24 protein-coding genes are annotated in these 24961 nt (G+C 63.0%); 19 read left to right on the forward strand and 5 right to left on the reverse strand.

Translation table 11 applies throughout. The annotated features are described in order from the left end of the window. The first annotated feature begins 9 nt into the window (after positions 1–9). The 17 genes from chvE (at position 10) to JC607_RS01510 (ending at position 17798) form a co-directional block, all read left to right on the forward strand. Positions 10–1065 (forward strand): multiple monosaccharide ABC transporter substrate-binding protein, encoded by a 1056-nt coding sequence (gene chvE / locus JC607_RS01430; protein WP_198835143.1) that lies wholly within the window; start codon positions 10–12, stop codon positions 1063–1065. Positions 1066–1169: 104 nt separating this feature from the next. After that, positions 1170–2738: a multiple monosaccharide ABC transporter ATP-binding protein gene (gene mmsA, locus JC607_RS01435; RefSeq protein WP_198835144.1), complete on the forward strand. Its 1569-nt coding sequence runs from the start codon at positions 1170–1172 to the stop codon at positions 2736–2738. Next, positions 2738–3925, forward strand: coding sequence for a multiple monosaccharide ABC transporter permease (gene mmsB, locus JC607_RS01440; protein WP_198835145.1), 1188 nt, complete (start codon positions 2738–2740; stop codon positions 3923–3925). The genes mmsA and mmsB overlap by 1 nt, the downstream gene beginning before the upstream one ends. 4 nt (positions 3926–3929) lie before the next feature. Beyond that, positions 3930–4919, forward strand: coding sequence for an AraD1 family protein (gene araD1, locus JC607_RS01445; RefSeq protein WP_198835146.1), 990 nt, complete (start codon positions 3930–3932; stop codon positions 4917–4919). Positions 4920–4931: 12 nt separating this feature from the next. After that, on the forward strand, positions 4932–6686 hold the full coding sequence (gene araD / locus JC607_RS01450; RefSeq protein ID WP_198835147.1) for an L-arabinonate dehydratase: 1755 nt from the start codon (positions 4932–4934) through the stop codon (positions 6684–6686). Continuing rightward, positions 6686–7597 carry a Gfo/Idh/MocA family protein gene (locus tag JC607_RS01455; RefSeq protein WP_198835148.1) on the forward strand — a complete coding sequence of 304 codons (912 nt, stop codon included), beginning with the start codon at positions 6686–6688 and terminating at the stop codon, positions 7595–7597. Before araD ends, JC607_RS01455 begins: the two co-directional genes overlap by 1 nt. Positions 7598–7669: 72 nt before the next feature. Beyond that, complete coding sequence (gene ytfQ / locus JC607_RS01460) at positions 7670–8629, forward strand: galactofuranose ABC transporter, galactofuranose-binding protein YtfQ (RefSeq protein ID WP_198835149.1); 960 nt, start codon at positions 7670–7672, stop codon at positions 8627–8629. Between the two features lie 58 nt (positions 8630–8687). After that, complete coding sequence (locus JC607_RS01465; RefSeq protein ID WP_198835150.1) at positions 8688–10184, forward strand: sugar ABC transporter ATP-binding protein; 1497 nt, start codon at positions 8688–8690, stop codon at positions 10182–10184. Then, positions 10184–11197, forward strand: coding sequence for an ABC transporter permease (locus JC607_RS01470; protein WP_198835151.1), 1014 nt, complete (start codon positions 10184–10186; stop codon positions 11195–11197). Before JC607_RS01465 ends, JC607_RS01470 begins: the two co-directional genes overlap by 1 nt. Then, positions 11194–12168: a galactofuranose ABC transporter, permease protein YjfF gene (yjfF, locus tag JC607_RS01475; protein WP_198835152.1), complete on the forward strand. Its 975-nt coding sequence runs from the start codon at positions 11194–11196 to the stop codon at positions 12166–12168. Before JC607_RS01470 ends, yjfF begins: the two co-directional genes overlap by 4 nt. Beyond that, entirely contained in the window at positions 12165–12998 is an 834-nt protein-coding gene (locus JC607_RS01480) for an SMP-30/gluconolactonase/LRE family protein (RefSeq protein WP_198835153.1), read from the forward strand. The genes yjfF and JC607_RS01480 overlap by 4 nt, the downstream gene beginning before the upstream one ends. Further along, positions 12995–13972 carry an aldose epimerase family protein gene (locus JC607_RS01485; RefSeq protein WP_198835154.1) on the forward strand — a complete coding sequence of 326 codons (978 nt, stop codon included), beginning with the start codon at positions 12995–12997 and terminating at the stop codon, positions 13970–13972. Before JC607_RS01480 ends, JC607_RS01485 begins: the two co-directional genes overlap by 4 nt. Then, positions 13969–14865: a 2-dehydro-3-deoxygalactonokinase gene (locus JC607_RS01490; protein ID WP_198835155.1), complete on the forward strand. Its 897-nt coding sequence runs from the start codon at positions 13969–13971 to the stop codon at positions 14863–14865. The genes JC607_RS01485 and JC607_RS01490 overlap by 4 nt, the downstream gene beginning before the upstream one ends. Then, positions 14865–15485, forward strand: coding sequence for a 2-dehydro-3-deoxy-6-phosphogalactonate aldolase (locus JC607_RS01495; RefSeq protein WP_233092530.1), 621 nt, complete (start codon positions 14865–14867; stop codon positions 15483–15485). Before JC607_RS01490 ends, JC607_RS01495 begins: the two co-directional genes overlap by 1 nt. Before the next feature lie 205 nt (positions 15486–15690). Further along, positions 15691–16395, forward strand: coding sequence for a LuxR family transcriptional regulator (locus tag JC607_RS01500; protein ID WP_198835156.1), 705 nt, complete (start codon positions 15691–15693; stop codon positions 16393–16395). 171 nt (positions 16396–16566) lie between these two features. After that, on the forward strand, positions 16567–17316 hold the full coding sequence (locus JC607_RS01505; RefSeq protein WP_198835157.1) for an acyl-homoserine-lactone synthase: 750 nt from the start codon (positions 16567–16569) through the stop codon (positions 17314–17316). 134 nt (positions 17317–17450) lie between these two features. Further along, entirely contained in the window at positions 17451–17798 is a 348-nt protein-coding gene (locus tag JC607_RS01510; protein WP_198835158.1) for a hypothetical protein, read from the forward strand. Positions 17799–17905: 107 nt separating this feature from the next. Here the strand turns inward: JC607_RS01510 and JC607_RS01515 are convergent, their stop codons facing one another. Then, positions 17906–18514, reverse strand: coding sequence for a sugar transferase (locus JC607_RS01515; RefSeq protein ID WP_198835159.1), 609 nt, complete (start codon positions 18512–18514; stop codon positions 17906–17908). A 394-nt stretch (positions 18515–18908) separates the two neighbouring features. On the opposite strand from JC607_RS01515, the gene JC607_RS01520 reads away from it, so the two are divergent. Next, complete coding sequence (locus JC607_RS01520; protein ID WP_198835160.1) at positions 18909–20294, forward strand: FAD/NAD(P)-binding protein; 1386 nt, start codon at positions 18909–18911, stop codon at positions 20292–20294. A gap of 26 nt (positions 20295–20320) precedes the next feature. On the opposite strand, the gene cysW is transcribed toward JC607_RS01520, so the two are convergent. Genes cysW through JC607_RS01540 form a run of 4 tightly spaced genes read right to left on the reverse strand, consistent with a single transcriptional unit; the run spans position 20321 to position 24138 of the window. Beyond that, positions 20321–21187, reverse strand: a complete 867-nt coding sequence (gene cysW, locus JC607_RS01525; protein ID WP_233092532.1) for a sulfate ABC transporter permease subunit CysW — start codon at positions 21185–21187, stop codon at positions 20321–20323. Beyond that, the gene (gene cysT, locus JC607_RS01530) at positions 21184–22032 is read right to left on the reverse strand and encodes a sulfate ABC transporter permease subunit CysT (protein WP_198835161.1); all 849 of its coding nucleotides are present in this window, start codon (positions 22030–22032) and stop codon (positions 21184–21186) included. Before cysT ends, cysW begins: the two co-directional genes overlap by 4 nt. A gap of 7 nt (positions 22033–22039) precedes the next feature. Further along, positions 22040–23020, reverse strand: a complete 981-nt coding sequence (locus JC607_RS01535) for a sulfate ABC transporter substrate-binding protein (RefSeq protein WP_370584725.1) — start codon at positions 23018–23020, stop codon at positions 22040–22042. A 5-nt stretch (positions 23021–23025) separates the two neighbouring features. Beyond that, positions 23026–24138 carry a sulfate/molybdate ABC transporter ATP-binding protein gene (locus tag JC607_RS01540; RefSeq protein WP_198835163.1) on the reverse strand — a complete coding sequence of 371 codons (1113 nt, stop codon included), beginning with the start codon at positions 24136–24138 and terminating at the stop codon, positions 23026–23028. Between the two features lie 498 nt (positions 24139–24636). On the opposite strand from JC607_RS01540, the gene JC607_RS01545 reads away from it, so the two are divergent. Continuing rightward, positions 24637–24954 carry a hypothetical protein gene (locus tag JC607_RS01545; RefSeq protein ID WP_198835164.1) on the forward strand — a complete coding sequence of 106 codons (318 nt, stop codon included), beginning with the start codon at positions 24637–24639 and terminating at the stop codon, positions 24952–24954. Positions 24955–24961: the final 7 nt, after the last annotated feature.

Here is a 24961-nt window from a genome sequence, read left to right on the forward strand (position 1 = left end):
GAGGAAGACATGAAGTTCAAAGCAGCCACGGTCGCATTGGCGGTCGGTGCCTCGTTCCTTGCATTCGGGGCCATGGCCGAAACCATCGGTATCGCCATGCCGACGAAATCCTCGGCCCGTTGGATCGGCGACGGCAATTCCATGGTCGAGCAGTTCAAGGCCGCCGGTTACGACACCGATTTGCAATATGCCGAAGATGATATCCCGAACCAGCTTGCCCAGATCGAGAACATGATCGCCAAGGGCGTTGACGTGCTGGTGATTGCCTCCATCGATGGCACCACGCTGTCGAATGCGCTGGAAAATGCTTCGGCTGCCGGCATCAAGGTCATCGCCTATGACCGTCTGATCCGCGACACCGATGCGGTCAGCTATTATGCCACCTTTGATAATTTCAAAGTGGGCGTGCAGCAGGCGTCGAGCCTGGTGAAGGGCCTGAAAGAGCGTTTCCCGGACCAGAAGCCCTGGAATGTCGAGCTGTTCGGCGGCTCGCCTGACGACAATAACGCTTTCTTCTTCTATGATGGTGCGATGTCGGTCTTGCAGCCGCTGATCGATGACGGCTCCATCGTGATCGGTTCCGGCCAGGTCGGTATGGACAAGGTCGGGACCCTGCGTTGGGACGGTGCCGTGGCGCAGTCGCGGATGGATAACATCCTCTCGGCCAATTATAACGACAAGACCGTTCATGGCGTTCTCTCGCCCTATGACGGGCTGTCGATCGGCATCCTCTCGTCGCTGAAAGGCGTGGGGTATGGGTCGGGCGATCTGGCGATGCCGATCGTCTCGGGTCAGGATGCGGAACTGCCCTCGGTCAAGTCGATCCTCGCAGGTGAGCAATATTCGACCGTCTTCAAGGACACCCGCGAGCTGGCGCGCGTCACCGTTGGCATGGTCGATTCCATGCTGAAAGGCGGCGAGCCGGAGATCAACGACACCACCACCTATAATAACGGTGTCAAAGTGGTGCCGTCTTACCTGCTGGAGCCGGTCGCGGTGGATGCCTCGAACTGGGAAGAAGTGCTGGTTGGTTCGGGCTACTACAAAAAAGAAGACGTTCAGTAAGCCTCAGATCCGCAGCCACTGACCGCGCCGCCTCCGTCCCTGAAAAAGGGTCCTCCCCGGAGCCGCCGGCGCGGTCACCTCCCCCCGAACCCCGGAGAATACCCATGACCGCGCTTCTGGAAATGCGCCGCATCGGCAAGAGCTTTCCCGGTGTGAAAGCGCTGGATCAGGTTAATCTGACAGTCGAGGCGGGCGAGATTCACGCGATCTGTGGGGAAAACGGCGCGGGTAAATCCACCCTGATGAAGGTGCTGTCGGGTGTCTACCCTGCCGGTACTTACGAGGGCGAGATCCATTACGATGATGCGCTTGCCAGCTTTCGCTCGATCCGCGACAGCGAGGCCAAGGGCATCATCATCATCCACCAGGAACTGGCGCTGGTGCCGCTTTTGTCGATTGCCGAGAATATGTTTCTCGGCAATGAGGTCGCCTCGCGCGGTGTAATCAACTGGGCGGATGCCTGGGCGCGGACCTCAAAGCTTTTGGCCAAGGTCGGCCTGCGCGAGAACCCGCAGGTGCCGGTGGGCAAGCTGGGCGTTGGCAAGCAACAGCTGATCGAGATCGCGAAGGCGCTGGCGAAAGATGTGCGTCTCCTGATCCTGGATGAGCCGACCGCCGCTTTGCAGGAAAATGACAGCGCGAAACTGCTGGATCTGATGCTGGAGCTGAAGGCCCAGGGTGTGACCCAGATCATCATCAGCCATAAGCTGAACGAGATCCGCCGGGTCGCCGACCGCGTGACCGTGATCCGCGACGGCACCACGGTCTCGACCATGACGAAAGACGAGATCACCGAAGACCGTATCATCCGCGATATGGTCGGGCGCGATATGGAAAACCGCTACCCCGCCCGCACCCCGAAGATCGGCGAAGTGCTGATGGAGGTGAAGGGCTGGAACGTGACGCATCCCGAACAGCCGCGCCAGGTGATCTCTGATGCGGGTTTCACCGTGCGCCGGGGCGAGATCCTCGGGATTGCCGGGCTGATGGGATCGGGGCGCACAGAACTCGCGATGAGCCTTTTCGGCCGTTCATGGGGCAGGAACATCACCGGCGAGGTCCGGATCAAGGGTGAAAAGGCTGATCTTTCAAGCGTTTCCGCCGCGATCCACGCCGGGCTTGCCTATGTCACCGAAGACCGCAAGAGCCTCGGCCTGATCCTGCCCGAGCCGATTGCGAAGAATGTCAGCCTCGCCAATCTGAGCGGCATTGCCGAGCGCGGCGTGCTGTCGAGGGGGCGTGAGGCCCAGGTGGCCGAAGGCTACCGCCGCGCGATGCGGATCCGCACGCCCTCGGTCTATCAGCAGGTCGGCAATCTTTCCGGCGGCAATCAGCAAAAGGTGGTGCTGTCGAAATGGCTCTTTACCGAGCCCGATGTGCTGATCCTGGACGAGCCCACGCGCGGCATCGATGTCGGCGCGAAATACGAAATTTACAACATCATGAATGATCTCGCCGCCCAGGGGCGCGGCGTGGTGATGATCAGTTCGGAAATGCCCGAGATCCTTGGGATGTGCGACCGGATCTGCGTGATGAATGAGGGCCGGATCATCGGCGAGCTGAGCCGCGACGAGGCCAGCCAGGAAGCGATCATGGCGATGATTCTGAGAGATGGGATTCTGAGGGATGGGATCCTGCGCGATGGCGCAGCAAACGGGGAAAGAGTGGCCTGATGTCGGAAGAAAAGGGAATTCGCGCGCATCTCGGCGGGCATTTACGCGAAAACGGCATGTTGCTGGCGCTGCTGGCGATTGTGGCCTTTTTCACCATCCTGTTGCAGCTGCGCGAGCAACCGGTCAATTTCCTGCAACCGCTGAATATTGCGAACCTCTTCCTGCAAAACGGCCATGTGATCATCCTGGCTCTGGGGATGCTGCTGGTGATTGTCGCCGGGCATATTGACCTCTCGGTCGGCTCGGTCGCGGCCTTTACCGGCGCCTTTGCCGCATGGGCGATTGTGACGCTTGGCCTGCCGGTCTGGCTGGCGGTGCCGATGACGCTTGTGGTGGGGGGGCTGATCGGCGCGGCCCAGGGCTATTGGGTGGCCTATTGGCGGATCCCGTCCTTCATCGTGACGCTGGCGGGGATGCTGGTGTTTCGCGGCGCCACCATGTGGATGCTGGCGGGCCAGAATATCGGCCCCTTCCCGCGCGAATTCCAGTTCATGGCCAATGGCTATCTGCCTGACCTGACCGGGATCGGCAAACCGCATGGACTGACGCTGATCCTTTCGGCGGCGGCGATCATGGTGCTGGTCTGGCTGGGGCTGCGCGCCCGGGCCCGCGATGCGGGCTTCGGCATCGCCCCCGAGCCGATGGGTTTTTTCACCACCCGCATGGTGGTGCTGACGCTGGCCATTGGCTTTGTCGGCTGGCAGCTGGCAAGTTTCCGCGGCTTTCCGGTCGTTATGGTGATCCTGGTCGTATTGACGGTGATCTATGCGTTTTTCACCGAAAACACCGTCGCGGGCCGCCGTATCTATGCGCTTGGCGGCAATGAGAAAGCGACGAAACTTTCAGGCATCCGCACCGAACGCATGGTCTTCCTGTGCTTTGTGAATATGGGCGTACTGGCGTCCCTTGCGGGGATGATCGTGACGGCGCGGCTGAATTCCGCGACGCCCAAAGCGGGGATGGGGTTCGAGCTCGACGCCATCGCCTCGGTCTTTATCGGCGGCGCGGCAATGTCGGGCGGCTCGGGGACCATCATCGGCGTCGTGATCGGTGCGCTGATCATGGGCGTGATGAATATGGGCATGTCGATGATGTCGCTGGGCATCGACTACCAGCAGATGATCAAGGGCCTCGTGCTGCTCGCAGCGGTCTGGTTCGACATTTACAACAAGCAAAAACGGGGCTGAACCGATGTTCCTCTCGCAAATCCGCCATGAAGACGGCAGCCGCGCGGTTGTGTTCCGCCAGGGCGATGCCGCGCATATCCTGCCGGGCGTGACCTCGGTGGTGGAGCTGGCCGGGGCCGCGATTACTGCCAGGCGCAGCCTCGCCGCCGAGGCGATCTCGCGCGGAACCGGCGAGGCGGTTGATCTGGCGGCAGCGCTGGCCGAGGGCCGGGTGCTTTTGCCGGTCGATCACGCCGACCCGGCGCATCTGCATCTGACCGGCACCGGGCTGACGCATCTGGGGTCTGCGGCCACCCGCGACGCGATGCATGCCAAAGCCGACCCCGACACGCTGACCGACAGCATGAAGATGTTCCGCATGGGGCTGGAGGGCGGCAAGCCCGCTGAGGGCCGCATCGGGGTGCAACCGGAATGGTTCTACAAGGGCAATGGTTACAACGCGGTTGCACCGGGTGCGGCGCTGGTCTCGCCGCGTTGCGCGCTGGATGCGGGCGAAGAGCCCGAGGTCGCAGGCCTCTATCTGATCGGCGAAGATGGCACGCCCTACCGGCTTGGCTGGGCTCTGGCGAATGAGTTTTCCGACCATGTGACCGAGCGCGGCAATTACCTCTGGCTGGCGCATTCGAAACTGCGTCCTGCAAGCTATGGCCCCGAGATGCGCCTGGGCGATCTGCCGCAGGACATCCAGGGCACCAGCCGCATCCTGCGGGGCGGTGCTGCGATCTGGGAAAAGCCCTTCCTCTCGGGTGAAGCGAATATGTCCCATTCGGTGGCGAACCTCGAACATCACCATTTCAAATATGATCTCTTCCGCCAGCCCGGCGATGTGCATGTGCATTTCTTCGGCACCGCCACGCTGAGCTTTGCCGATGGCATTCGCACCGAGCAGGGCGATGTCTGGCAAATCTCGGCGCCGGGCTTTGGCGCCGCCCTCGAGAACCCGCTTGACCAGCACCCGGCCGAAACCGGGCCGGTCAAAGTCACCCCTCTCTGAAAGACGCGTCCCATGTCTGAGAAACCCGAATTCAAGCCAGCACCCTGGCCCCGCAAGCTCCGGTCAACCCATTGGTATAGCGGCACTTCGCGCGATACGATCTATCATCGCGGCTGGATGAAGAACCAGGGCTATCCGCATGACCTGTTCGATGGCCGCCCCATTATCGGCATCATGAACACCTGGTCGGAGCTGACGCCCTGCAACGGCCATCTGCGCGATCTGGCGGAAAAGGTGAAGGCGGGGATCTGGGAGGCCGGCGGCTTCCCGGTCGAGGTGCCGGTGTTTTCGGCCAGCGAGAACACCTTCCGCCCGACCGCGATGATGTATCGCAATATCGCCGCCATGGCGGTTGAGGAACAGATGCGCGGCCAGCCGATTGACGGCGCGGTGCTGCTGGTGGGTTGCGACAAGACCACGCCATCCCTGCTGATGGGCGCGGCCTCGACCGATATTCCGTCGATTGTCGTCACCGGCGGGCCGATGCTGAACGGCTATTTCCGGGGCGAGCGGGTGGGGTCTGGCACCCATCTGTGGAAATTCTCCGAGGCCGTGAAGGCAGGCGAGATGACCCAGGAGGATTTCCTCGAGGCCGAGGCCTCGATGAGCCGCTCGACCGGTACCTGCAACACGATGGGCACCGCTTCGACGATGGCCTCGATGGCCGAGGCGCTCGGCATGGCCTTGTCGGGCAATGCCGCAATTCCGGCGGTGGACAGTCGCCGCCGTGTCATGGCGCAGATGTCGGGGCGCCGCATCGTGCAGATGGTCAAGGATGACCTGAAACCCTCTGACATCATGACCAAAGAGGCGTTTGAAAACGCGATCCGCACCAATGGCGCGATTGGCGGATCCACCAATGCCGTGGTGCATTTGCTGGCGATTGCAGGCCGGGTTGGCGTTGATCTGACGCTGGATGACTGGGACCGTTGCGGGCGCGATGTCGCGACCATTGTGAACCTGATGCCTTCGGGCAAATATCTCATGGAAGAATTCTTCTATGCCGGCGGTCTGCCGGTGGTGCTGAAATGGCTCGGCGAGGCCGGCAAACTGCATAAAGACGCGCTGACCGTCTCGGGCGAGACGATCTGGGATGAGGTCAAAGACGTCCGCAACTGGAACGAGGATGTAATCCTTCCGGCCGACAAGCCGCTGACGGCCCAGGGCGGCATCGCAGTGGTGAAGGGCAATCTGGCACCGAAAGGGGCGGTGCTGAAGCCTTCGGCGGCAAGCGCACATCTTCTGACCCATCGTGGCCGCGCGGTGGTGTTTGAAGACATCGACGACTACAAGGCCAGGATCGGTGACGAGGCACTCGACATTGACGAGACCTGCGTCATGGTGCTGAAAAACTGCGGGCCCAGGGGCTATCCCGGCATGGCCGAGGTCGGCAATATGGGCCTGCCGCCCAAGGTTCTGCGCAAGGGGATCACCGATATGGTGCGGATCTCTGACGCGCGGATGTCGGGAACGGCTTATGGCACCGTGGTGCTGCATACCTCGCCCGAGGCGGCAGCCGGAGGCCCGCTGGCGGTGGTCCGCAACGGCGATATGATCTCGCTGGATGTGCCGAACCGCGCCCTCACGCTGGAGATATCGGATGAGGAACTGGCGGCACGGCTGGCGGAATGGCAGCCTCCGGCAGAGCAACCGGCCTCGGGCTATGCCTGGCTGCATCACACCCATGTGCAGGGCGCGGATACCGGCGCGGATCTTGATTTCCTCAGGGGCTCGCGGGGCCGCGACGTGGGTAAGGACAGCCATTGATGAAAATTGCATTGGTTGGCATCGGAAAGATCGCGCTCGACCAGCATGTGCCGGCGCTGAACGCGAGCCCGGACTGGGAGCTGGCGGCAACAGTCTCGCGGTCCGGGACCGTCCCGGGGGTCGAGGCCTTCACGCGGATCGAAGACATGCTGGCGGCGCGGCCCGATATCGGGGTCGTTTCGCTGGCACTGCCGCCGGTGCCGCGCTTTGCGGTGGCCGAGGCGGCGCTGAAAGCGGGTCGCCATGTGATGCTTGAAAAGCCACCGGGCGCCAGCCTTGCCGAGGTCCAGGCGCTGGAACGGCTGGCCACCGAACAGGGCGTCACGCTCTATACCAGCTGGCATTCGCGTGAGGCCGAAGCGGTCGCGGCGGCGAAGGCCTGGCTTAAGGGCAAGACCGTGAAAAGCGGCCATATCACCTGGCGCGAGGATGCCCGCAAATGGCACCCCGGCCAGGACTGGATTTTTGAGGCCGGTGGCATGGGGGTGTTTGATCCCGGCATCAACGCGCTTTCGATCCTGACCGAGATCCTGCCGATGCCGGTGCATCTGACCGGGGCGGAGCTGGATTTCCCTTCCAACCGGGCCGCCCCGATTGCCGCGCGGCTGCGTTTCGCGCAAGCGATCACCGCCGATTTCGATTTCCGCCAGGAAGGGCCGCAGACCTGGGATATGGAATTTATCACCGACCAGGGCGATATCGCGCTGCGGATGGGTGGCAACCTTCTGGAAATCAACGGGAAACCGGCAGGGGGCGAGAATACGATCATGGGGGAATATCCAGCGCTTTATGCGCGGATGGCGGGCCTCGTGCGCAGCAAAACATCCGATATCGACCTGCGCCCGATGATGCTGGTGGCCGATGCGTTCACGCTCGGTCAGCATAACCGGGTCGAGGCATTTGAATTCTGACCCCGCCCCTTTTGCGCGCGGGCAGCAATAGCCGGAAGAGGACCGGCTTTCATTTCAACGGGAGGGAAAGACATGACTGTTAAGACTTTGCTGGCAGGTGCCGCCATTGTCGCGCTTGGGGCCGGGGCCGCTATGGCCGATGGTAAGGTGATCGGCTTCTCGCAGATCGGCTCGGAATCGGGCTGGCGCGCGGCGGAGACCTCGCTGACCAAATCGCAATCGGAAGAGCGCGGCTATCAGCTGCAATTCTCGGATGCGCAGCAAAAGCAGGAAAATCAGATCGCGGCTTTGCGGTCTTTCATCGCCCAGGGCGTTGATGCGATCCTGATCGCGCCGGTCGTCGCCACCGGCTGGGATGCGGTGCTGCAAGAGGCCAAAGAGGCCGAGATCCCGGTTGTCCTGCTGGACCGTATGGTCGACAGCGACCCCTCGCTTTACCTGACCGCTGTCGGTTCGAACCTGGTGCATGAGGGCGAAGTGGCCGGCAAATGGCTCGCAGACACCGTTGGCGACAAAGACTGCCGCATTGTCGAGCTGCAAGGCACCACCGGCTCTTCGCCCGCCATCGACCGCAAAAAGGGTTTTGAGCAGGGCATCTCAGGCCATGCGAATCTGAGCATCGTGCAAAGCCAGACCGGCGACTTCACCCGTTCGCTTGGCAAGGAAGTCATGGAAAGCTTCCTCCAGGCTGAAAATGGCGGCAAGGATATCTGCGCGCTCTACGCCCATAATGACGATATGGCGGTCGGCGCGATCCAGGCGATCAGGGAAGCCGGTCTGAAGCCGGGCACCGATATCCTGGTGGTGTCCATCGACGGGGTTCCGGATATCTTCAAGGCGATGGCCGATGGCGAAGCCAATGCGACCGTCGAGCTGACCCCGAACATGGCAGGCCCGGCCTATGACGCGCTGGAAGCCTTCTGGAAAGACGGCACCGAACCGGCCAAGTTCATCCAGACCGAGTCGAAGCTTTATACCCAGTCGGATGATCCGGCCGGTCAATATGAGGCCCGCAAGGATCTGGGTTACTGATTGCCTTCGGGTGGGCCGGAACCTGGCCCGCCCCTCTTTCGCAGGAAAGACCTTTGGGATGACGCTCCTCTCCATTCGCGCGCTGACCAAGACCTTCCCCGGCACGAAAGCGCTGGACGGGGTGAATTTCGACCTGCGCGCCGGTGAGGTCCATGCGCTGCTGGGCGAGAATGGCGCGGGGAAATCAACGCTGATCAAATGTCTGACCGGCGCCTATCAGCGCGATGCGGGCGTGATCACGCTGGACGGGGTCGCGATTGCGCCGCGCTCAACCGTCGAGGCGCAGGATCTGGGCATCGGCACGGTCTATCAGGAGGTCAATCTCGCCCCAAATCTGACGGTGGCGCAGAACCTTTTATTCGGGCGCGAGCCGAAACGTTTCGGCCTGATTTCGTCGCGTGCGATGCGGGGCGAGGCGAAGGCGATCCTCGCGCAATATGGCCTTGATCTGAATGTCGACCGCGATCTGGGCAGCTATTCTGTGGCGATCCGCCAGATCATCGCGATTGCACGGGCGGTGTCTTTGTCGGGGAAGGTGCTGATCCTTGACGAACCGACCGCGAGCCTCGATGCGAGCGAGGTGCGGATGGTGTTTGACGTGGTGCGGTCCTTGCGGGCGCGCGGCCTCGGGATCGTGTTCGTCTCGCATTTTCTGGATCAGGTTTTTGATCTGACCGACCGGGTCACGGTGCTCAGGAATGGCCAATATGTGACGACCGAAGACACGGCACGCCTGAACCGCGTCAGGCTGATCGAACATATGCTGGGCCGCACGCTGGAAGATCAGGTGCTGCATTCGCGCCCGGCTGATCGCGGCCCGCGCCCCGAAATGCTGCAATTCCAGGGCTTTGGCCGCCGTGGCGCGGTGGAGCCCTTTGATCTGACCGTGGGCGAGGGCGAGGTGATCGGCCTTGCCGGTCTGCTCGGATCGGGGCGCAGCGAAAGCGCCGAGGCGCTATTCGGGCTGAAACCCGCGACAAGCGGCGAGGCGAAGGACAAGACGGGCAAGCTCGACCTGACCTCGCCGTCGCGCGCGATCGCGGCGGGGTTTGGCTTCGCGCCGGAGGATCGCAAGACCGGTGGCATCATTGCCGATCTCTCAATCCGCGAGAATATCATTCTGGGCCTCCAGGCGCGGCGCGGCTGGGCAAGGCCGATCCCGCGCGCGGAACAAAACCGCATCGCGGATGATTATATCAAGCGGCTCGATATCCGCACCTCGGGGCGCGAAAAACGCATCGGCGAGCTGTCGGGCGGCAATCAGCAAAAGGCGGTGCTGGCGCGCTGGCTGGCGATGAATCCGCGCTTTCTGATCCTGGATGAACCCACACGCGGCATCGATGTCGGCGCCCATGCCGAGATCCTGCATCTGATCCATGAGCTGGTGGCCAAAGGCATGTCTTTGCTGGTGATCTCATCCGAACTTGACGAGCTGGTGGCGGTGGCGGACCGGGTGATCGTCTTGCGGGACCGCCGTCATATTGCCGAACTCAAAGGCGATGAGGTCTCGGGAGAGCGGATCATGCGCGCCATCGCCGGCGCGGAGGGGGGCTGATGGCGGATCTGCTGAAACGTATCGCGCCGCAGCTGATCGCGCTGGCCGCCCTGATGGCGCTGGTCTCGGTGTTCTATCCGGGGTTCCTGTCGGTCAGCTATAGTGACGGGCGGCTGGTCGGGCCGGTGATCGATATTCTGAAACGCTCGGCCCCGGTGGCGCTGCTCGCGGTGGGGATGACGCTGGTGATCGCGACGCGCGGCATTGACCTGTCGGTGGGCACGATCATGGCGATTTGCGGCGCGGTGGCGGCTTTCGGGATTTCGGCGGGCTATGGGCTGCCGCTTTCCCTGGCGCTGGCGCTGCTGGCGGGGCTGGCGGCGGGGCTGTGGAATGGCGCTTTGGTGGCGATTGTCGGGGTGCAGCCCTTTGTCGCAACGCTGATCCTGATGACCATGGGGCGCGGCATCGCGCAGCTGATCACGGAAGGCCGCATCCTCACCTTCACCGACCCGGCTTTTGCCTTTGTCGGATCCGGCACCTTCCTCGGTCTGCCGGTGCCGGCCTGGATCTGGTTTGCCACTGCCGTTCTGGTCACGGTGCTGATGCGGCGCACCGCGCTTGGCCTCTTGATCGAGGCGGTGGGCATCAACCGCGCAGCCTCGCGCGTGGCGGGGGTCAATGCGACCGTTCTCCTGATCGCAGTCTATATGGCGATGGGGCTATGCGCGGCGCTCGCCGGGCTGATCGTCACGGCGGATATTCGCGGCGCGGACGCCAATAATGCCGGCCTCTGGCTGGAGCTTGACGCCATCCTTGCCGTGGTGATCGGGGGCAATTCGCTGCTCGGAGGGCGGTTCTCCATCGCGGCCTCGGTGATTGGGGCGCTGATCATCCAGACGATTTCCTCGGGCATCCGGCTTGCGGGCTTTCCGTCGGAATATAACCTCGTGATCAAGGCGGTGCTGGTTCTGGTCATCCTGGTGCTGCAATCGCCGAGGATCGCGCGCGAATGGGCCTTCTGGCGCGAGGAATTGCGCCGCGGCCAAGCGCCAAAAGGAGCCGGCCAATGAATTCCCGCGCGCTGCCGCTTTATGTCACCATCGCGATTTTCCTGATCGGCTGGGTGATCTGCTGGCTGCAATTCCCGAATATGCTCTCGACGCGGGTGATCGGTAACCTGCTGACAGATAATGCCTATCTCGGCATCGTGGCCGTTGGGATGACCCTGGTGATCCTGTCCGGCGGCATCGACCTTTCGGTCGGATCGGTGATTGCCTTTTCGGGCGTGTTCATCGCCGTGGTGCTGCGCGACACGGACCTGCATCCGCTGGTGGTCTTCGCGGTCCTGCTGGGTCTGACCACGGCTTATGGCGCGGCGATGGGCTGGCTGATCGACCGGCTGGCGATGCCTGCCTTTATCGTCACGCTCGCCGGCATGTTCCTCGCGCGTGGAGCCGCCTATCTCTTGTCGATTGAATCGGTGCCGATCACGCATGAGTTTTACCAGTCGCTCACCAGCGCCTATTGGCTGATGCCCGGCAAGGGGCGGCTGACGCTGATCGGGGTGCTGATGCTGGCGACCTTCGCCATCGGCATTGTGGTGGCCCATAAGACCCGCTTTGGCGCCTCGGTCTATGCGCTTGGCGGCGGTGAGGCGACGGCGCGGCTGATGGGGGTGCGCCAGGGCCGGACCACCGTGCTGGTCTATGCCTTTTCCGGGCTGATGTCGGGCCTCGCCGGGATCGTCTTTTCGGTCTATACCGGCTCGGGCTATTCGCTGGCGACGGTCGGGACGGAACTGACCGCCATCGCCGCCGTGGTGATCGGCGGCACGCTGTTGACCGGTGGCGCGGGCTATATGTTCGGCACGCTGATCGGTGTTCTGACCATGGGGCTGATCCAGACCTATATCGTGTTTGACGGCTCGCTTTCCTCCTGGTGGACGCGGATCGTGATCGGCCTCTTGCTGCTGGTCTTCATCCTTTTGCAAAAGGGCCTTGTGAAACTCTCCGAGGCGCGGCTGGCGGGAGGCCAGGCATGATCCAATTCGACACCCGTATTTGTGAGCTGGGCGAAGGCGCCTTCTGGCACCCGGAACGTAAGCAGTTCTTCTGGTTCGATATTCTGAACCGGCGGCTTTTGACTTCGGGGCGCGACTGGCGGTTCGACCGCATGGTTTCCGCCGCCGCCTGGATTGATGCCGACCGGCTGCTGATCGCCAGCGAAACCGGGCTGCTGACCCTTGATCTGGAGACCGGCGCGATAGCTGATCTGATCGCCGTCGAGGCCGACCGGCCCGACACAAGGTCGAATGACGGGAGGGCCGATCGTCAGGGTGGCTTCTGGTTTGGCACCATGGGCAAGCGCGCCGAGACCGGAGCGGGGTCGATCTATCGCTTTTATCGCGGCCAGGTCACGCGGCTGTTTGCCGATATCTCGATCCCCAATGCGATTTGTTTCGCGCCTGACGGGCGGCTGGCCTATTTCGCCGACACCGCGCTTGCACTGGTCTGGGCGCAGCCGCTGGATGCCGACGGCTGGCCGGTCGGAGAGCGCCGCATCTTCCTCGACCTGAATGCCGAGGGGCTGAACCCCGATGGTGCGGTCACCGACAGTGAGGGCGGGATCTGGATCGCGAAATGGGGCGCGGGGGCGGTGATGCGCTACCTCCCCGATGGAAGCCGTGCCCAGGAGATCGCGGTTGGCGGTCAACACGCCTCCTGCCCGGCCTTTGGCGGTGCCGATCTGGGTGACCTGCTGGTCACCACCGCGCGCGAGGGCATCAGGGCGCCCGACCAGCATCAGGGTCTGCCCTGGCTGGTCCGCCCCGGTGTGAAAGGCCTGGCAGAGCCGGGAGTGATCCTGAAATGAGGTCTGAGATTTTCGGCCACCTTCCCGATGGCCGTCCGGTCAAAGCGGTGCGGCTGCGCGGGGCAAAGCTCTCGGCGACGCTTTTGACCATGGGGGCGACGGTGCAGGATCTGCGGATGGAGGGCTTCGCACATCCTCTGGTGCTGGGGTTCCCGACGCTTGCCCCCTATTTTGGCGAGGGCCTTTATGTCGGCGCCCTGGTCGGGCGGGTTGCCAACCGGATCGGGGGGGGCCGGTTCACGCTTGACGGGCATGAGATCCGGGTCGATGCCAATGAAGGCGGCAATCTTCTCCATGGCGGCAGTGATGGCATTCACCACCACATATGGGATATCGAAGATCTGGGTGCAGAACATGTGGTATTCACCCTGGATCTCGCCGATGGGCATATGGGCTTTCCCGGGCGGCTTACGATCCGCGCCGAAATCTCAGTTGCGGGCGATGCGCTGAGCTTTGATCTTGAGGCCCGAAGTGATGCGGCGACACCGGTAAGCCTCGCGCATCACGGCTATTTCTGCCTTGATGACAGCGGCGATATTCGGGGCCACCGGCTTAAGGTTGCGGCGGATCACTGGTTGCCGGTCGATGCCGCGCGGATCCCGACCGGTGAGATCGCGCCGGTCGACGGCACCGCATTCGATTTCCGCGCAACGCGCGTGATCAGCCCGGCGGGCTATGATCACAACCTGTGCCTCTCGGCCCGCCGCGAGGCGCTGCGCTCTGTGGGCCGGCTCGAAGGTCAAAGCGGCCTCCTTATGGAGATCGGGACCACCGAGCCGGGTCTGCAGATCTATGACGGGCGGCACTTCACCGGAACCCTCGGGCTGGACGGGCGGAGTTACGCCAGCTATGCCGGGATCGCCCTGGAAACCCAGGGCTGGCCGGATGCGGTCAACCATCCGGCGTTTCCGGACACGATCCTGCGACCAGGCGAGATCTGGCGCGCGCTTACACGGTACAGGTTTTACGAATGACCGCGCTGATCGCCATCGACTGGGGGACCACCAGTTTCCGCGCCTGGGCGCTTGGGCCGGCGGGCGAGGTTCTCGCGGCGACCGAAGCAGGGCAGGGGATTCTCGCCGTGCCGGGCGCCGATTTCGATCGGGCCTTTGAAACGGCGCTGGCGCCCTGGCTGGGCGCGGGCGTGCCGGTGATTGCCGCCGGCATGATCACCAGCCGCAATGGCTGGGTTGAGACGCCCTATCTGCCGCTGCCGCTGGATGCGGCGGCACTTGCCGGAGCCCTGGTGGAACATCGCACGCAAGGCGGCCAGCAGATCCATTTCGTGACTGGCGCGGTGTCGGACCCGGAGGGCGATCTTCCCGATGTGATGCGCGGCGAAGAGACCGAGGTGATCGGCCAGATCGCAGCCGGCGGCGGTGACGGCGTCTACGTCCTGCCGGGAACCCACAGCAAATGGGTACGGGTCGAAGAAGGGCAGATCCGTGGCCTGAGCACCTGCATGACCGGTGAGACATTTGCGGTCCTGCGCCAGCATTCGATCCTCGGGCGGCTTATCGCGCCGGGGGTGGGTTCAGAGGCGGCTTTCCTGCGCGGGGTCGGGGCCGCGAAAGCCCCGGGCGCGTTGATGGCGCGGGCCTTCTCGGCCCGCAGCCTAGTGCTGATGGGGCGGCTCGCGCCGGAAGAGATCGCCGATTACCTCTCGGGGCTGCTGATCGGTGATGAGATCCGGGCCGGGCTGCAAGGCCTGGCTGACGGAACAAGGGTGACCCTGATCGGGCGCGGCGATCTGGCGGGGCGCTATGCCCGCGCCTTCGCGGCGTTCGGGGTGACAGCGACGGTTGCCTCCGAAGGCATGAACCGGCGCGGGCTTTTTGAAATCGCGAAACGCGGAGGGCTGATCTGATGATGGAGTTTGCAACGGCGTTCAAGGCCTGTCCGCTGGTGGCGATCCTGCGGGGCATCCGCCCGGATGAGGCGCTGGCCCATGTTGGTGAACTGGTCGGGGCTGGCTTTACCCTGATCGAGGTGCCGCTGAACTCGCCCGCGGCGCTGGAGAGCATCGCTGCGCTGAGTGCGGCTTTCGGAACCCGCGCGATCATCGGGGCCGGCACCGTGCTGACCGCCACCGATGTTGAAACTGTGGTAAAAGCCGGCGGCAGGCTGATCGTCGCGCCGAATATCGACCCTGGCGTGGCAGCCGCAACCCGTGCGGCCGGTCTGGTCTATGGCCCCGGTGTCGCCACTCCGACCGAAGCCTTTGCCGCCATCCATGCCGGGGCGCATTTTCTGAAGCTCTTTCCCGCCGAGATCATCCCGCCGGTCGCCGTCAGGGCGCTCCGGGCGGTGATCCCGGCCTCGGTGCCAATGCTGGCGGTGGGAGGGATCTCGCCCGCGACCATGGCCCCCTATTTTGCTGCGGGCGCGAGTGGTTTTGGCCTTGGATCGGGGCTGTATCGCCCGGGCCAAAGCGCGGCCTCGACCGGCACACAGGCGCGCGATTATATCGCCGCATTGCCAGGCTGATCAGATTCGGGTGCTCCCTTGCGCTCTTTGATCGGGATTTGAGTCTTCAGCCCTGTTTCAGAGACTATGACCGGTGAACCGGACAGCTCTGCCACAATTTGGAAACATTACACGTGAGGGCCGCTTTTAGGCTTGCGTTAACAGATTGGAGGGCGCAACCGTTCAACTTGTACGACTGTCTTACTCTGAACCGGGAAAAGGGATCATGACGGAGCTCATCGACCTGAGCGAGGTTGCCGGCCAGGCCGGTAAATTCGACTGCTTCCTTGAACAGGTGCGGGATCGCTTTGGATTCGATCATGTTGCCTATCTGGGGTCAAACCCGGTTGCCGGCACGATGCATGGCTATGTCACCTATCCTGAAGAGTGGAAGCGCCATTATACCCAACAGGCCTATCACCTGATTGATCCGACCCTGCGGATCGCGCAGCGCAGCATCGCACCGATCGACTGGTCGCGGATCGAACAAAGCGAGAATTTTCGCGTTGTTTTCTGTGCTGCGCGGGAATTCGGGATTTCGGACCGTGGGGTAACAATCCCGGTGCGCGGGCCTTTTGGTGATACCGGGATGCTCAGCGTGACGCGCGACACCGGAGATCAGGAATGGCATTCGATGATCGCCGAGCATATCGGAGATCTGCAATCGATCGCCGTGCATATGCATGACGCCGTGATGAATTCCGATGCGTTTTCCAATGTCCTGCGCCGCACGCCGCTGTCTTCGCGTGAGGTGGAAATTTTGCAATGGACCGCTGCCGGCAAGACCCAGCAGGACATCGCAGATATCCTGAATATTTCGCATCGTACCGTCGAAGTGCATCTGCGCTCGGCGCGCGAGAAGCTTTTTTCGCTGACCACAGCCCAGGCCATCGCAAGGGCAATTGCACAACATCTGATCTATCCGATCTGATACAGCGCGGGGCGCGACCCCATTGACCGCCAGGGCAGGAGCCCGTGGCGGAGCATGCCGTTTTTCTGGCGTGAAAAGGCAGAAAAAATCTTCATAAGTACGGGATTCCCCGAGTATCGGGCGGCACAACCAGTGGTTAACGTCTGAGGACATGTGACAATGGGGGTTGCCATGATCATCGTAATCGACGCCGTAAACAAACATCTGTTTGAAGATGTTCTTGACGATATGTACCGGCTGCGTGCCCGGGTTTTCAGTGACCGTCTGGGTTGGGACGTGAGTATCGAACAAGGGCGCGAAATCGATCGCTTTGATCATCTCGACCCGCTCTACCTCGTAGGGCTGGATACCGAGGGCGAGGTCATTTCCTGTGTGCGCCTGCTGCAGACCACCGGCCCGCATATGCTGTCGGATGTGTTCAGCGAGATCCTTGACGGCGAGGCACCGCTGCGGTCGTCGAGGATCTGGGAATCGACCCGTTTCTGCGTCGATACCGCCCGGCTGTCGCGGGAAGGGGCGGATACCACGGTGTCGCGCGCCACTTGCGAGCTGATGGTCGCCACGCTCGAGACCTGCCGGAATGCGGGTATCTCGGACATCATCACGGTGATCGATCCGGTGATGAACCGGGTGCTCAAGCGCTCGGACAATGCGCCTTATGACTATGTCGGCACCGTCAAGCCGATGGGCAAGGTTTCGGCTCTGGCCGCCCTGCTCGATTGTACGGATGAGCGGATCGACCGGGTTCGCAATTTCGCGGCGCTGCATGGCAATGTGGTGCTGAGTGATGCGGCGGCACTGGAGCTCAGGCCAGTGACTGCCCAACACGGGCTGAAGAACAGAGAGGTGACAGTGCTCCCCGGTCAAACCGGCTCTGCTGCCCTCAGCCCGGTGATCGGCCTGGGTCACGTTCCAGGATGATCGGCGACGGTCACTGCTGGAATCCCTGTCCCGGTGGTGACCGTAACCCTTTCTGCACCTGGTGCAGGTGAATGCAATCGACCACCCCCCGCCGATAGGGCGAAGGGGTTCGGACGGAAACAGGAGGTCAGGCGATGGCTGTAATCGCAATCGTGGCCGGTGGCGTTATTGGGTTGATACATGGGCTGATTGGCCTTGTGACAGGGCTGGGTGTTGGAGCGGCCCTGCTGGTCTGGATCGTCGCGGGTACTTTGTCGGCGCTGCTGATCTTCCGACAGTTCCTGACGGGGGAGGCCGGCAATCGTCCCGACCGACAGATGGATGCGGTCTATGACGACCTGCTGTCGCTTGGCGAAGATGAGATCCGCCGCGCGTCACTGGCGGCGACAGATGCGTCCAGCATGTCGCGGCTGGTCAGGATCTATGCCGAGCGTGACGCACAGATTGCTTCGGCGCGGGAATATCGCCGGGTCAATCGCTGAACCAGCCTGGCTGGCCCTATGTGCGGCCGGCCAGTTCTTCTGAAATCCGGTTCTTCTGAACGGCTGTCGCTCTGAAATCCTGCTTCGCTGAAGCGCGGCGAAAGCGCTCAGTTCCGGCGCCGAAAGATCCGTGCTGCCGATTGCAGCACCAGTTTGCCATCGGTGCAGGCACCGGCGCAGCGAACATAGGCCAGCGAAAGGGCCGTCCGCTCACTTTCGCTCAGACTTTGGCCTGCGGGATGAAATGCATCCGGAGTGACAATCCCGGGACGCACCGCAAGCAGCCGGTTATCGGGTTTCTCCCGCCGGTCCGTGGCCGCAACTGCGACCGCGCGCGGCCCGATAAAGGACATGTCCCCGCGCAGCACATTCAGCACCTGTGGCAGAAGATTGAGCCCGGTTGACAGCAGGGCCGCGCCAAGCGGCGTCAGATGTCCCGCATCCGCAGCATTGGCGTGCAACAGATCCGCTGCCGAAAGGTCCCCCCGGATCACGCGAAAGCGGTATTGCCGGAAGATGCGCCCGTTCAGGCCGAGACAGCTCAGCCGCATCAGGGCAGGGCCGCCGGAGCCCAGTCGGATCGCAACGGCGATCATCAGCATCATCGGCAGGGTGATGGGCAAAGTGATCAAAGCGAGTGCGAAGTCGCACAGGCGCTTCACCCCCCTGCGGTTTGGGAAATTTGCAACCCCGGAAGGGGATTCGCTCGAGGACATGAATGATTCTCGCCGGGTGACTCTGTGAATTTTATTTCAGACAATAGGTGATGAGTAATTCCACATCGGAAGAATTGCAATTTATATGACGGTCTTCGCTGGAAACAGTTTTTTCCTGGTTAACAGGTCTTTGGAAGATTGAACCCGGATTTCGGGATCTGCGCCGATCCGCGCCTGCGTCAGCCGCTTTCTGCGCAGGCGAGACCAGGGGCAGAGAAATTCCACTCTGTTCCTATAGGGGAAACGATGAAATTTCTGTTTGCAAGTGACATCTTGGAACAATATTCCGGTTTTGGCTGGTAATCTGGAACCGAATTGGTGCTGGATGGTTGCCGTTGGTACCTCAGCCAGGGCTGGCCAGCTGATCATGATGCCAACACAAGACGGACCCGATATGAGCTATACCCCTGCGACCCGAGCCGAACCCTTCGCGCGCGAGGAAGGCTGGCGCGATGTGCTGGTGATCGGCGGCGGCGCGAGCGGGGTGCTTTTTGCCGCGAATCTGTTGCGCCAGAACACCGATCTCAGGGTCACCGTGGTTGAGGGGCGGCATCTTCTGGGCTGCGGAATCGCCTATTCCACCAGTGATCCGGACCATCTGCTGAACACCCGCGTCCATAATATGAGTGCCTATCCCGATGAGTCGGATCATTTTCTGCACTGGCTCGAGGAAAACGCGGCCGGCAGTTATGACAGCGAAAGCTTCGTCGGACGCGCCACCTATGGCAGTTATCTCTCCTGCCTGCTGGCGCCCTGGACGGCATCGGGGCGGCTGGTCTGTATCAAGGCCGATTGTCTCGGGATCAGCGAGCGCGAGGGCGGCGTGAAGGCCGAGCTGGATGACGGGCGGCAGCTGAAAGGCGCCTATGCGGTGCTTGCGACCGGGCATGTGGTCCCGAAGGAAGACCCATCCGGGCTGATCTCGGGCGCCTGGTCGGTCAATACGCCGCCGGGTGACGGGGCGCCGGTTCTGATCATCGGCACCGGGCTTTCGATGGTAGATCAGGTGCTTTCGCTGGAACGGGCCGGGCATCAGGGCCAGATCATCGCAATCTCGCGGCGCGGGCTGTTGCCGCGCGCCCATGGTCCGGGGGCGGCGCTGAAGATCGCGACCGAAACAGTGCCTCTGGGGGCACCGGTCAGCCGGCTGCTGGCCTGGCTGCGCGGCCTCGTGGCGGATGCAGTGGCCGAAGGTGGCGCATGGCGGTCTGCGGTCGACGGGATCCGGCCTTATGTCAGCCTGATCTGGCAGAATATGGATCTGGACCAGCGCCGGCGTTTCCTGCGCCATGCCGCCACCTGGTGGGAGGTGCATCGCCATCGCATCCCGCCGGCCTCTGCCGCGCGGCTTGAGGCTGCGATGAAAGCGGGGCGGCTGAAGATCGAACGCGCCGGCTTTATCCGGGCCGAACCGGCGGGGTCTGACGCGGTGACCGCCGTCATCCAGCCGCGTGGTGCGGCGGGCCCGGCGCGGCTGGAGGTGGGGCGGATCATTGACTGTCGTGGCATCCGCAATGACCCGGAAAAGAACGCCTCGCCATTGATGGCAGGGCTCTTGGCGGATGGGGCGGCGCGCGTTGATCCTTTGCGCATCGGCTTCGAGGTCTCGCCCGAGGCGCGGCTGATCGGGCGGGATGGCGCGGCCTCTGACCGGCTTTTCGCGCTTGGTCCGGTTTCGCGCGCCATGTTCTGGGAGATCACCGCGATCCCCGACATCCGCGTGCAGGCCGGCCAGATGGCGCGCTATATCGCGGCAAAGGAAAACGCTGCCGCCCGCTGAGACCCGGTGGTCTGAGCGGGGACCGGTCAGTCGCGCCGGTTGTGGGAAGCGAGGAAGGTCTTGGCGATCAGGGCGATGATCGCGATCATCGTCAGGGTCGAGGCCGCCGCAAAAGCCGCCACGGAGGTATTCATCTCATTGTACAGAAGCTCGATCTGCAATGGCAGCGTATTGGTCTGCCCGGCCACCCGGCCCGAAACGACCGAGACCCCGCCGAACTCGCCCACCGCGCGCGCGGCACACAGCACCGCGCCATAGAGCAGCGCCCAGCGGATCCCCGGCAATGTGACATAGCGGAAGACCTGCCAGCCTTTCGCGCCCAGCGTCACGGCGGCTTCTTCCTGTTCCGAGCCTTTCGCCAGCATCAGAGGCAGCACTTCGCGCGCGACAAAGGGGGCGGTGACGAAAAGGGTGACCAGCACGATCCCCGGCAGGGCGAAAAGCACGGTGATGTCATGTTCGCGCAGGAAAGGGCCGAGGAAACCCTGGCGGCCGTAAAGCAGCAGGTAGCAGATGCCCGCGATGATCGGCGAGATCGAAAAGGGGATCTCGACAATGGTCATCAAAAGCCCGCGCCCCGGAAAGCGGAAACGTGCAATAGCCCAGGCGACCGCGATGCCGAAAGCAACGTTGACCGGCACCACGATGACGGTGACGATCACCGTCAGCCAGATCGCATGCAGCGTGTCGGGCGTGGTGATCGCGGCCCAATAGCCGCCAATCCCGGCTGCGAAAGCGCGCCAGAAGATATAGACCAGGGGGGCCGCGATCAGGAAGGCGGTGCTGACCAGCGCCAGTGCGATCAGCACCCGCGCGGTCCAGCGCTCGCCCGCATTGGCGGCACGGCGGCCGGCTGCGATCTGGTCATGGGCGTTCATCGGGGTCACGGTCATTTGCCACCCTCGCGGTAGCGCGCGGCGCGGATCTGGAACAGGTTTGAGATCAGCAGCAGCAAGAGCGCGAAGACCAGCAGGATCAGCGCAATCACCGAGGCGCCGCGATAATCATATTCCTGCAGCCGGATAAAAGCGAGGAGCGAGGCGATCTCGGTCTTGCCGGGCAGGTTGCCCGCGATAAAGACCACCGCACCAAATTCCCCCATCGACCGCGCCATCGACACCGTGCAACCCCCGAGCCAGGCTGGCAGGATCGCGGGCAGGATCACCTTTGAAAATGTCTGCCAGGGCGTGGCGCCAAGGGTCTTTGCGGCTTCCTCCAGCGCGGGGTCGAGGTCTTCCAGCACCGGCTGCACCGCGCGCACCACGAAGGGCACCGAGGTGAAGGTCATCGCGATGATGATCCCGGGCAGCGCATAAACGACCTGGATGCCCATGGCTTCCAGCGGGCCGCCAAACCAGCCGGTCGAGGCGAAAAGCGAGGTCAGCGCGAGGCCCGCCACGGCGGTGGGCAATGCGAAGGGAATATCCATCATCGCGTCAAGGAAGGCACGGCCACGAAACTCGTAGCGCGTCAGCACCCAGGCCATCAACAGCCCGTAAAACGCATTGATCACCGTCGCAATCGCCGCCGCCAGCACCGTGACCCGCAACGCGTCGAGTGTGCGGGCCGAGGTGAGAATGCGCACGAACCTGTCCCAGCCGATCCCCGCGCCCGAAATCACCAGGGCGATGATCGGGATCAGGATGATCACGCTGACATAAAGAAGCGTGGTGCCGAGGCTCAGTGCGAACCCCGGCAGAACACGCTTTGGCCTGATGCGGACAGAAGCGACGGTCATGGGCAGATCAGTTCTCGAAAACCTGGTCGAGAATGCCGCCTTCGTCGAAATGCTTGGCCTTGATCTCGGCCCAGCCGCCCAGCACGTCGACGGTCAGCAGTTTGACCTCGGGGAATTGTGCCGCAACTTCAGCCGCCACATCCTTATCGGTGACGCGGAAGTTCTGCGCTGCCAGAACGCGCTGCGCTTCGGGGGTGTAGAGCCAGTTCAGATAGGCGGTCGCAACCTCGACGGTGCCGTTCTTTTCAGCGTTTTCCCTGACCAGCGCGACCGGGAAGGCCGCGAAGAGGCTGGTGCCGGGGGTCACACGCTCAAGGCCCGGATACTGGGCGACGATGCCGGCGGTTTCGGCCTCGAAGGTGATCAGAACGTCCCCGATATTGCGCTCGGCAAAGGTCTGGGAGGAGGCGCGCGCGCCGGTGTCGAAGACCGGAACGTTGGACAGAAGCTTCTTCACGAAGTCATTGGCCTTGGCCTCATCGCCGCCATTGGCTTCCAGCGCGAAAGCATAGGCCGCGAGATAGGTATAGCGCGCATTGCCCGAGGTGCGCGGATTGGCGAAGACCGGCTGCACATCGTCGCGCACCAGATCGCTCCAGTCCTTGATGCCTTTCGGATTGCCTTCGCGCACCACGAAAGCGGGCAGCGAATAATAGGGCGAGGCGCCATTCGGGAAGGCATTGCGCCAGTCGGCATCAACGAGGCCGCCATCGACCAGCACGTCGATATCGGTCTCCTGGTTGAAGGTCACGACATCGGCGTTCAGACCTTCAAGGATCGCGCGGGCCTGGGCCGAAGAGCCGCCATGGCTCTGATCGACGGTGACATCGCGGCCGGTGGTTTCTTTCCAGGTTTTGGCAAAGACCGGGTTCAGCGCTTCGAACAGCTCGCGACCGATATCATAGCTGACATTGAGGATCTTGTCCTGGGCCAGCGCCGGAGCGGCTGCCAGAACCACAACCGCCGCAGCGGTGCGCAGCGAAGAGATCAGGCTCATTTCTGTTTCTCCTTAAGGGGAATAGCATTAATTTCAGAGGGCTGCCCCGCCTGGCCGCGCTGGCCGGGAGGCGTTTCGGTAAAAATGGTGCCGGTCTCGACCCGCAGCGTGACGCTTTGCCCTGCCGAGAGGTTCGGGGCCGCGCGGCGCAGGATCTCGACCGCAATGTCCTGACCTTCGGGCCCGGTCAGCACCGGGCGCAGCAGGGCGCCGGTCGAGGTCACCTGTTTTACCCGCCACAGCCCGGCAGGGTCGGGCACCGGCGTCAGATCGGCGGGGCGCACGAACAGGGTCGCCGCCCCATCGGGCAAAGCGCGGCGCTCAATCCGGGCAGTGTCGATCCCGGGCGCCGTCGCGCGGCCCGCAGCAATCCGCACCGGCAATTCGATGGTTGCCCCCATGAACCGCGCCACGAAAGGCGAGGCGGGGTGGTCATGGATCTGGTCGGCGGTGCCGATCTGTTCGATCCGGCCTTCGCCCATGATCACCACCCGGTCGGCGAGCTCGAAGGCCTCGTCCTGATCATGGGTGACGAAAATCGTCGTGGTCTCTGATGCATCATGCACAGACCGCAGCCAGGATCGCAGATCGCGGCGCACGGCGGCATCCAGCGCGCCGAACGGCTCGTCAAGAAGCAGGACGCGGGGGTCAATCGCCAGCGCCCGGCCAAGCGCGACACGCTGGCGTTGCCCGCCCGAGAGCTGGCCGGGAAGCCGGTCTGCCAGATGCGGGATCTGCAGGAATTGCAGGAGTTCGGTGACCTTGCGTGCGATCACCGCCTTGCCCGGGCGTTCGGCCCTGGGCCGGACCGTCATCCCGAAGGCGATATTGTCGCGCACCGACATATGCGGGAACAAGGCGTAGTGCTGAAAGACGAAACCGATGCGGCGGTCGCGCGCGGCGATCGACAGCCAGTCGGCGCCATCGACCTCAAGCCGGCCGGAATCGGGCCAGTCGAGACCGGCGATGATGCGCAGCAGCGTGGTCTTGCCCGAGCCCGACGGGCCGAGCAGGGCGATCAGCTCTTTATCCTCGACCGCGATGTCGATGCCTTTCAGCACCTCATTGCGGCCAAAGCTCTTGCGCAGCTGGGCGATTTCAATGGCCATTGCCGACTCCGGTTTCAGCACCCCTGATTGCACCGACCCGCGCCACTAAGCAAGGAACGCCAGGGCCGGAAACCGGCAAGGGAAGAGAATGGTTTTCTCCTGCAAAGGGGGTTACGGGGGAGGGAAGCACCGGTTTGTTCCCATTTCGCCAATATTGCCCCGACCGCAGCCCGCCGGGCCATGATGGCGTTCTTTTATGCGAAAGCGGGGCAGGGAAGGGCATGATACTCGACCATTGTTGTCGTTATTTGATAGCGGCTGCGACAGGCTGGCACAAGATCACAGTTCGGCGGGAAACCACGTTCTGCTTTCGCAATCCGGCGGTGTGAGAGAATTTCATTCTTCCGCCGCGTGACCACCTGACTTGACCAAAGGGGCTTTGGGATGCTAGCGAACCCCCCGACGACGCGCCGATTTGAAGCTCAGATTGCGGGCGCGAAAGAAATGCAGCTAAAGCGGAGGCGCCTCTGGCCCTTCGGTAACCTGAAGGAGGGGCCCATGGCCAAAACCGCCACTGCGTGCGATTTCGCGATCCCTGTCGACTCGATCAACAGCCTGCGCGCCAGTTTCCCCGGCATCTCGCTGATTTTCGAGATCGACCTTGCCGTCGAGGATTGCTGGGACGGGCTGGAGCATCTTGCCGGTGAGTTCCGCCGGGCGGGGGCGCGGCTGCGGCTTTTGCGCGCCACCCAAAGCGGGGTGATTTCCTGTACCGTGGTCGATGGCGGCAGCGATCTGAGCCAGCTTGCGCAAAGCTTTGCATCGGCGCGGGGGGTCTCGGTCTCGGGCTGGACGACCCGGATCCAATACGACTGATCCGCCC

The organism is Paracoccus sp. IB05, from assembly GCF_016405985.1.
Lineage (GTDB): Bacteria > Pseudomonadota > Alphaproteobacteria > Rhodobacterales > Rhodobacteraceae > Pseudogemmobacter.

Bases quoted from the DNA above. Each gene is read 5' to 3' on its own strand.
- JC607_RS01480 (WP_198835153.1), top strand. From the start codon at position 12,165: ATGATCCAATTCGACACCCGTATTTGTGAGCTGGGCGAAGGCGCCTTC.
- mmsB (WP_198835145.1), top strand. From the start codon at position 2,738: ATGTCGGAAGAAAAGGGAATTCGCGCGCATCTCGGCGGGCATTTACGC.
- JC607_RS01505 (WP_198835157.1), top strand. From the start codon at position 16,567: ATGATCATCGTAATCGACGCCGTAAACAAACATCTGTTTGAAGATGTT.
- JC607_RS01545 (WP_198835164.1), top strand. From the start codon at position 24,637: ATGGCCAAAACCGCCACTGCGTGCGATTTCGCGATCCCTGTCGACTCG.
- JC607_RS01455 (WP_198835148.1), top strand. From the start codon at position 6,686: ATGAAAATTGCATTGGTTGGCATCGGAAAGATCGCGCTCGACCAGCAT.
- mmsA (WP_198835144.1), top strand. From the start codon at position 1,170: ATGACCGCGCTTCTGGAAATGCGCCGCATCGGCAAGAGCTTTCCCGGT.
- JC607_RS01540 (WP_198835163.1), bottom strand. From the start codon at position 24,138: ATGGCCATTGAAATCGCCCAGCTGCGCAAGAGCTTTGGCCGCAATGAG.
- JC607_RS01515 (WP_198835159.1), bottom strand. From the start codon at position 18,514: ATGTCCTCGAGCGAATCCCCTTCCGGGGTTGCAAATTTCCCAAACCGC.
- JC607_RS01510 (WP_198835158.1), top strand. From the start codon at position 17,451: ATGGCTGTAATCGCAATCGTGGCCGGTGGCGTTATTGGGTTGATACAT.
- JC607_RS01465 (WP_198835150.1), top strand. From the start codon at position 8,688: ATGACGCTCCTCTCCATTCGCGCGCTGACCAAGACCTTCCCCGGCACG.
- JC607_RS01490 (WP_198835155.1), top strand. From the start codon at position 13,969: ATGACCGCGCTGATCGCCATCGACTGGGGGACCACCAGTTTCCGCGCC.
- cysT (WP_198835161.1), bottom strand. From the start codon at position 22,032: ATGACCGTCGCTTCTGTCCGCATCAGGCCAAAGCGTGTTCTGCCGGGG.
- JC607_RS01470 (WP_198835151.1), top strand. From the start codon at position 10,184: ATGGCGGATCTGCTGAAACGTATCGCGCCGCAGCTGATCGCGCTGGCC.
- JC607_RS01520 (WP_198835160.1), top strand. From the start codon at position 18,909: ATGAGCTATACCCCTGCGACCCGAGCCGAACCCTTCGCGCGCGAGGAA.
- JC607_RS01500 (WP_198835156.1), top strand. From the start codon at position 15,691: ATGACGGAGCTCATCGACCTGAGCGAGGTTGCCGGCCAGGCCGGTAAA.
- cysW (WP_233092532.1), bottom strand. From the start codon at position 21,187: ATGACCGTGACCCCGATGAACGCCCATGACCAGATCGCAGCCGGCCGC.
- araD1 (WP_198835146.1), top strand. From the start codon at position 3,930: ATGTTCCTCTCGCAAATCCGCCATGAAGACGGCAGCCGCGCGGTTGTG.
- JC607_RS01495 (WP_233092530.1), top strand. From the start codon at position 14,865: ATGATGGAGTTTGCAACGGCGTTCAAGGCCTGTCCGCTGGTGGCGATC.
- ytfQ (WP_198835149.1), top strand. From the start codon at position 7,670: ATGACTGTTAAGACTTTGCTGGCAGGTGCCGCCATTGTCGCGCTTGGG.
- yjfF (WP_198835152.1), top strand. From the start codon at position 11,194: ATGAATTCCCGCGCGCTGCCGCTTTATGTCACCATCGCGATTTTCCTG.
- araD (WP_198835147.1), top strand. From the start codon at position 4,932: ATGTCTGAGAAACCCGAATTCAAGCCAGCACCCTGGCCCCGCAAGCTC.
- chvE (WP_198835143.1), top strand. From the start codon at position 10: ATGAAGTTCAAAGCAGCCACGGTCGCATTGGCGGTCGGTGCCTCGTTC.
- JC607_RS01485 (WP_198835154.1), top strand. From the start codon at position 12,995: ATGAGGTCTGAGATTTTCGGCCACCTTCCCGATGGCCGTCCGGTCAAA.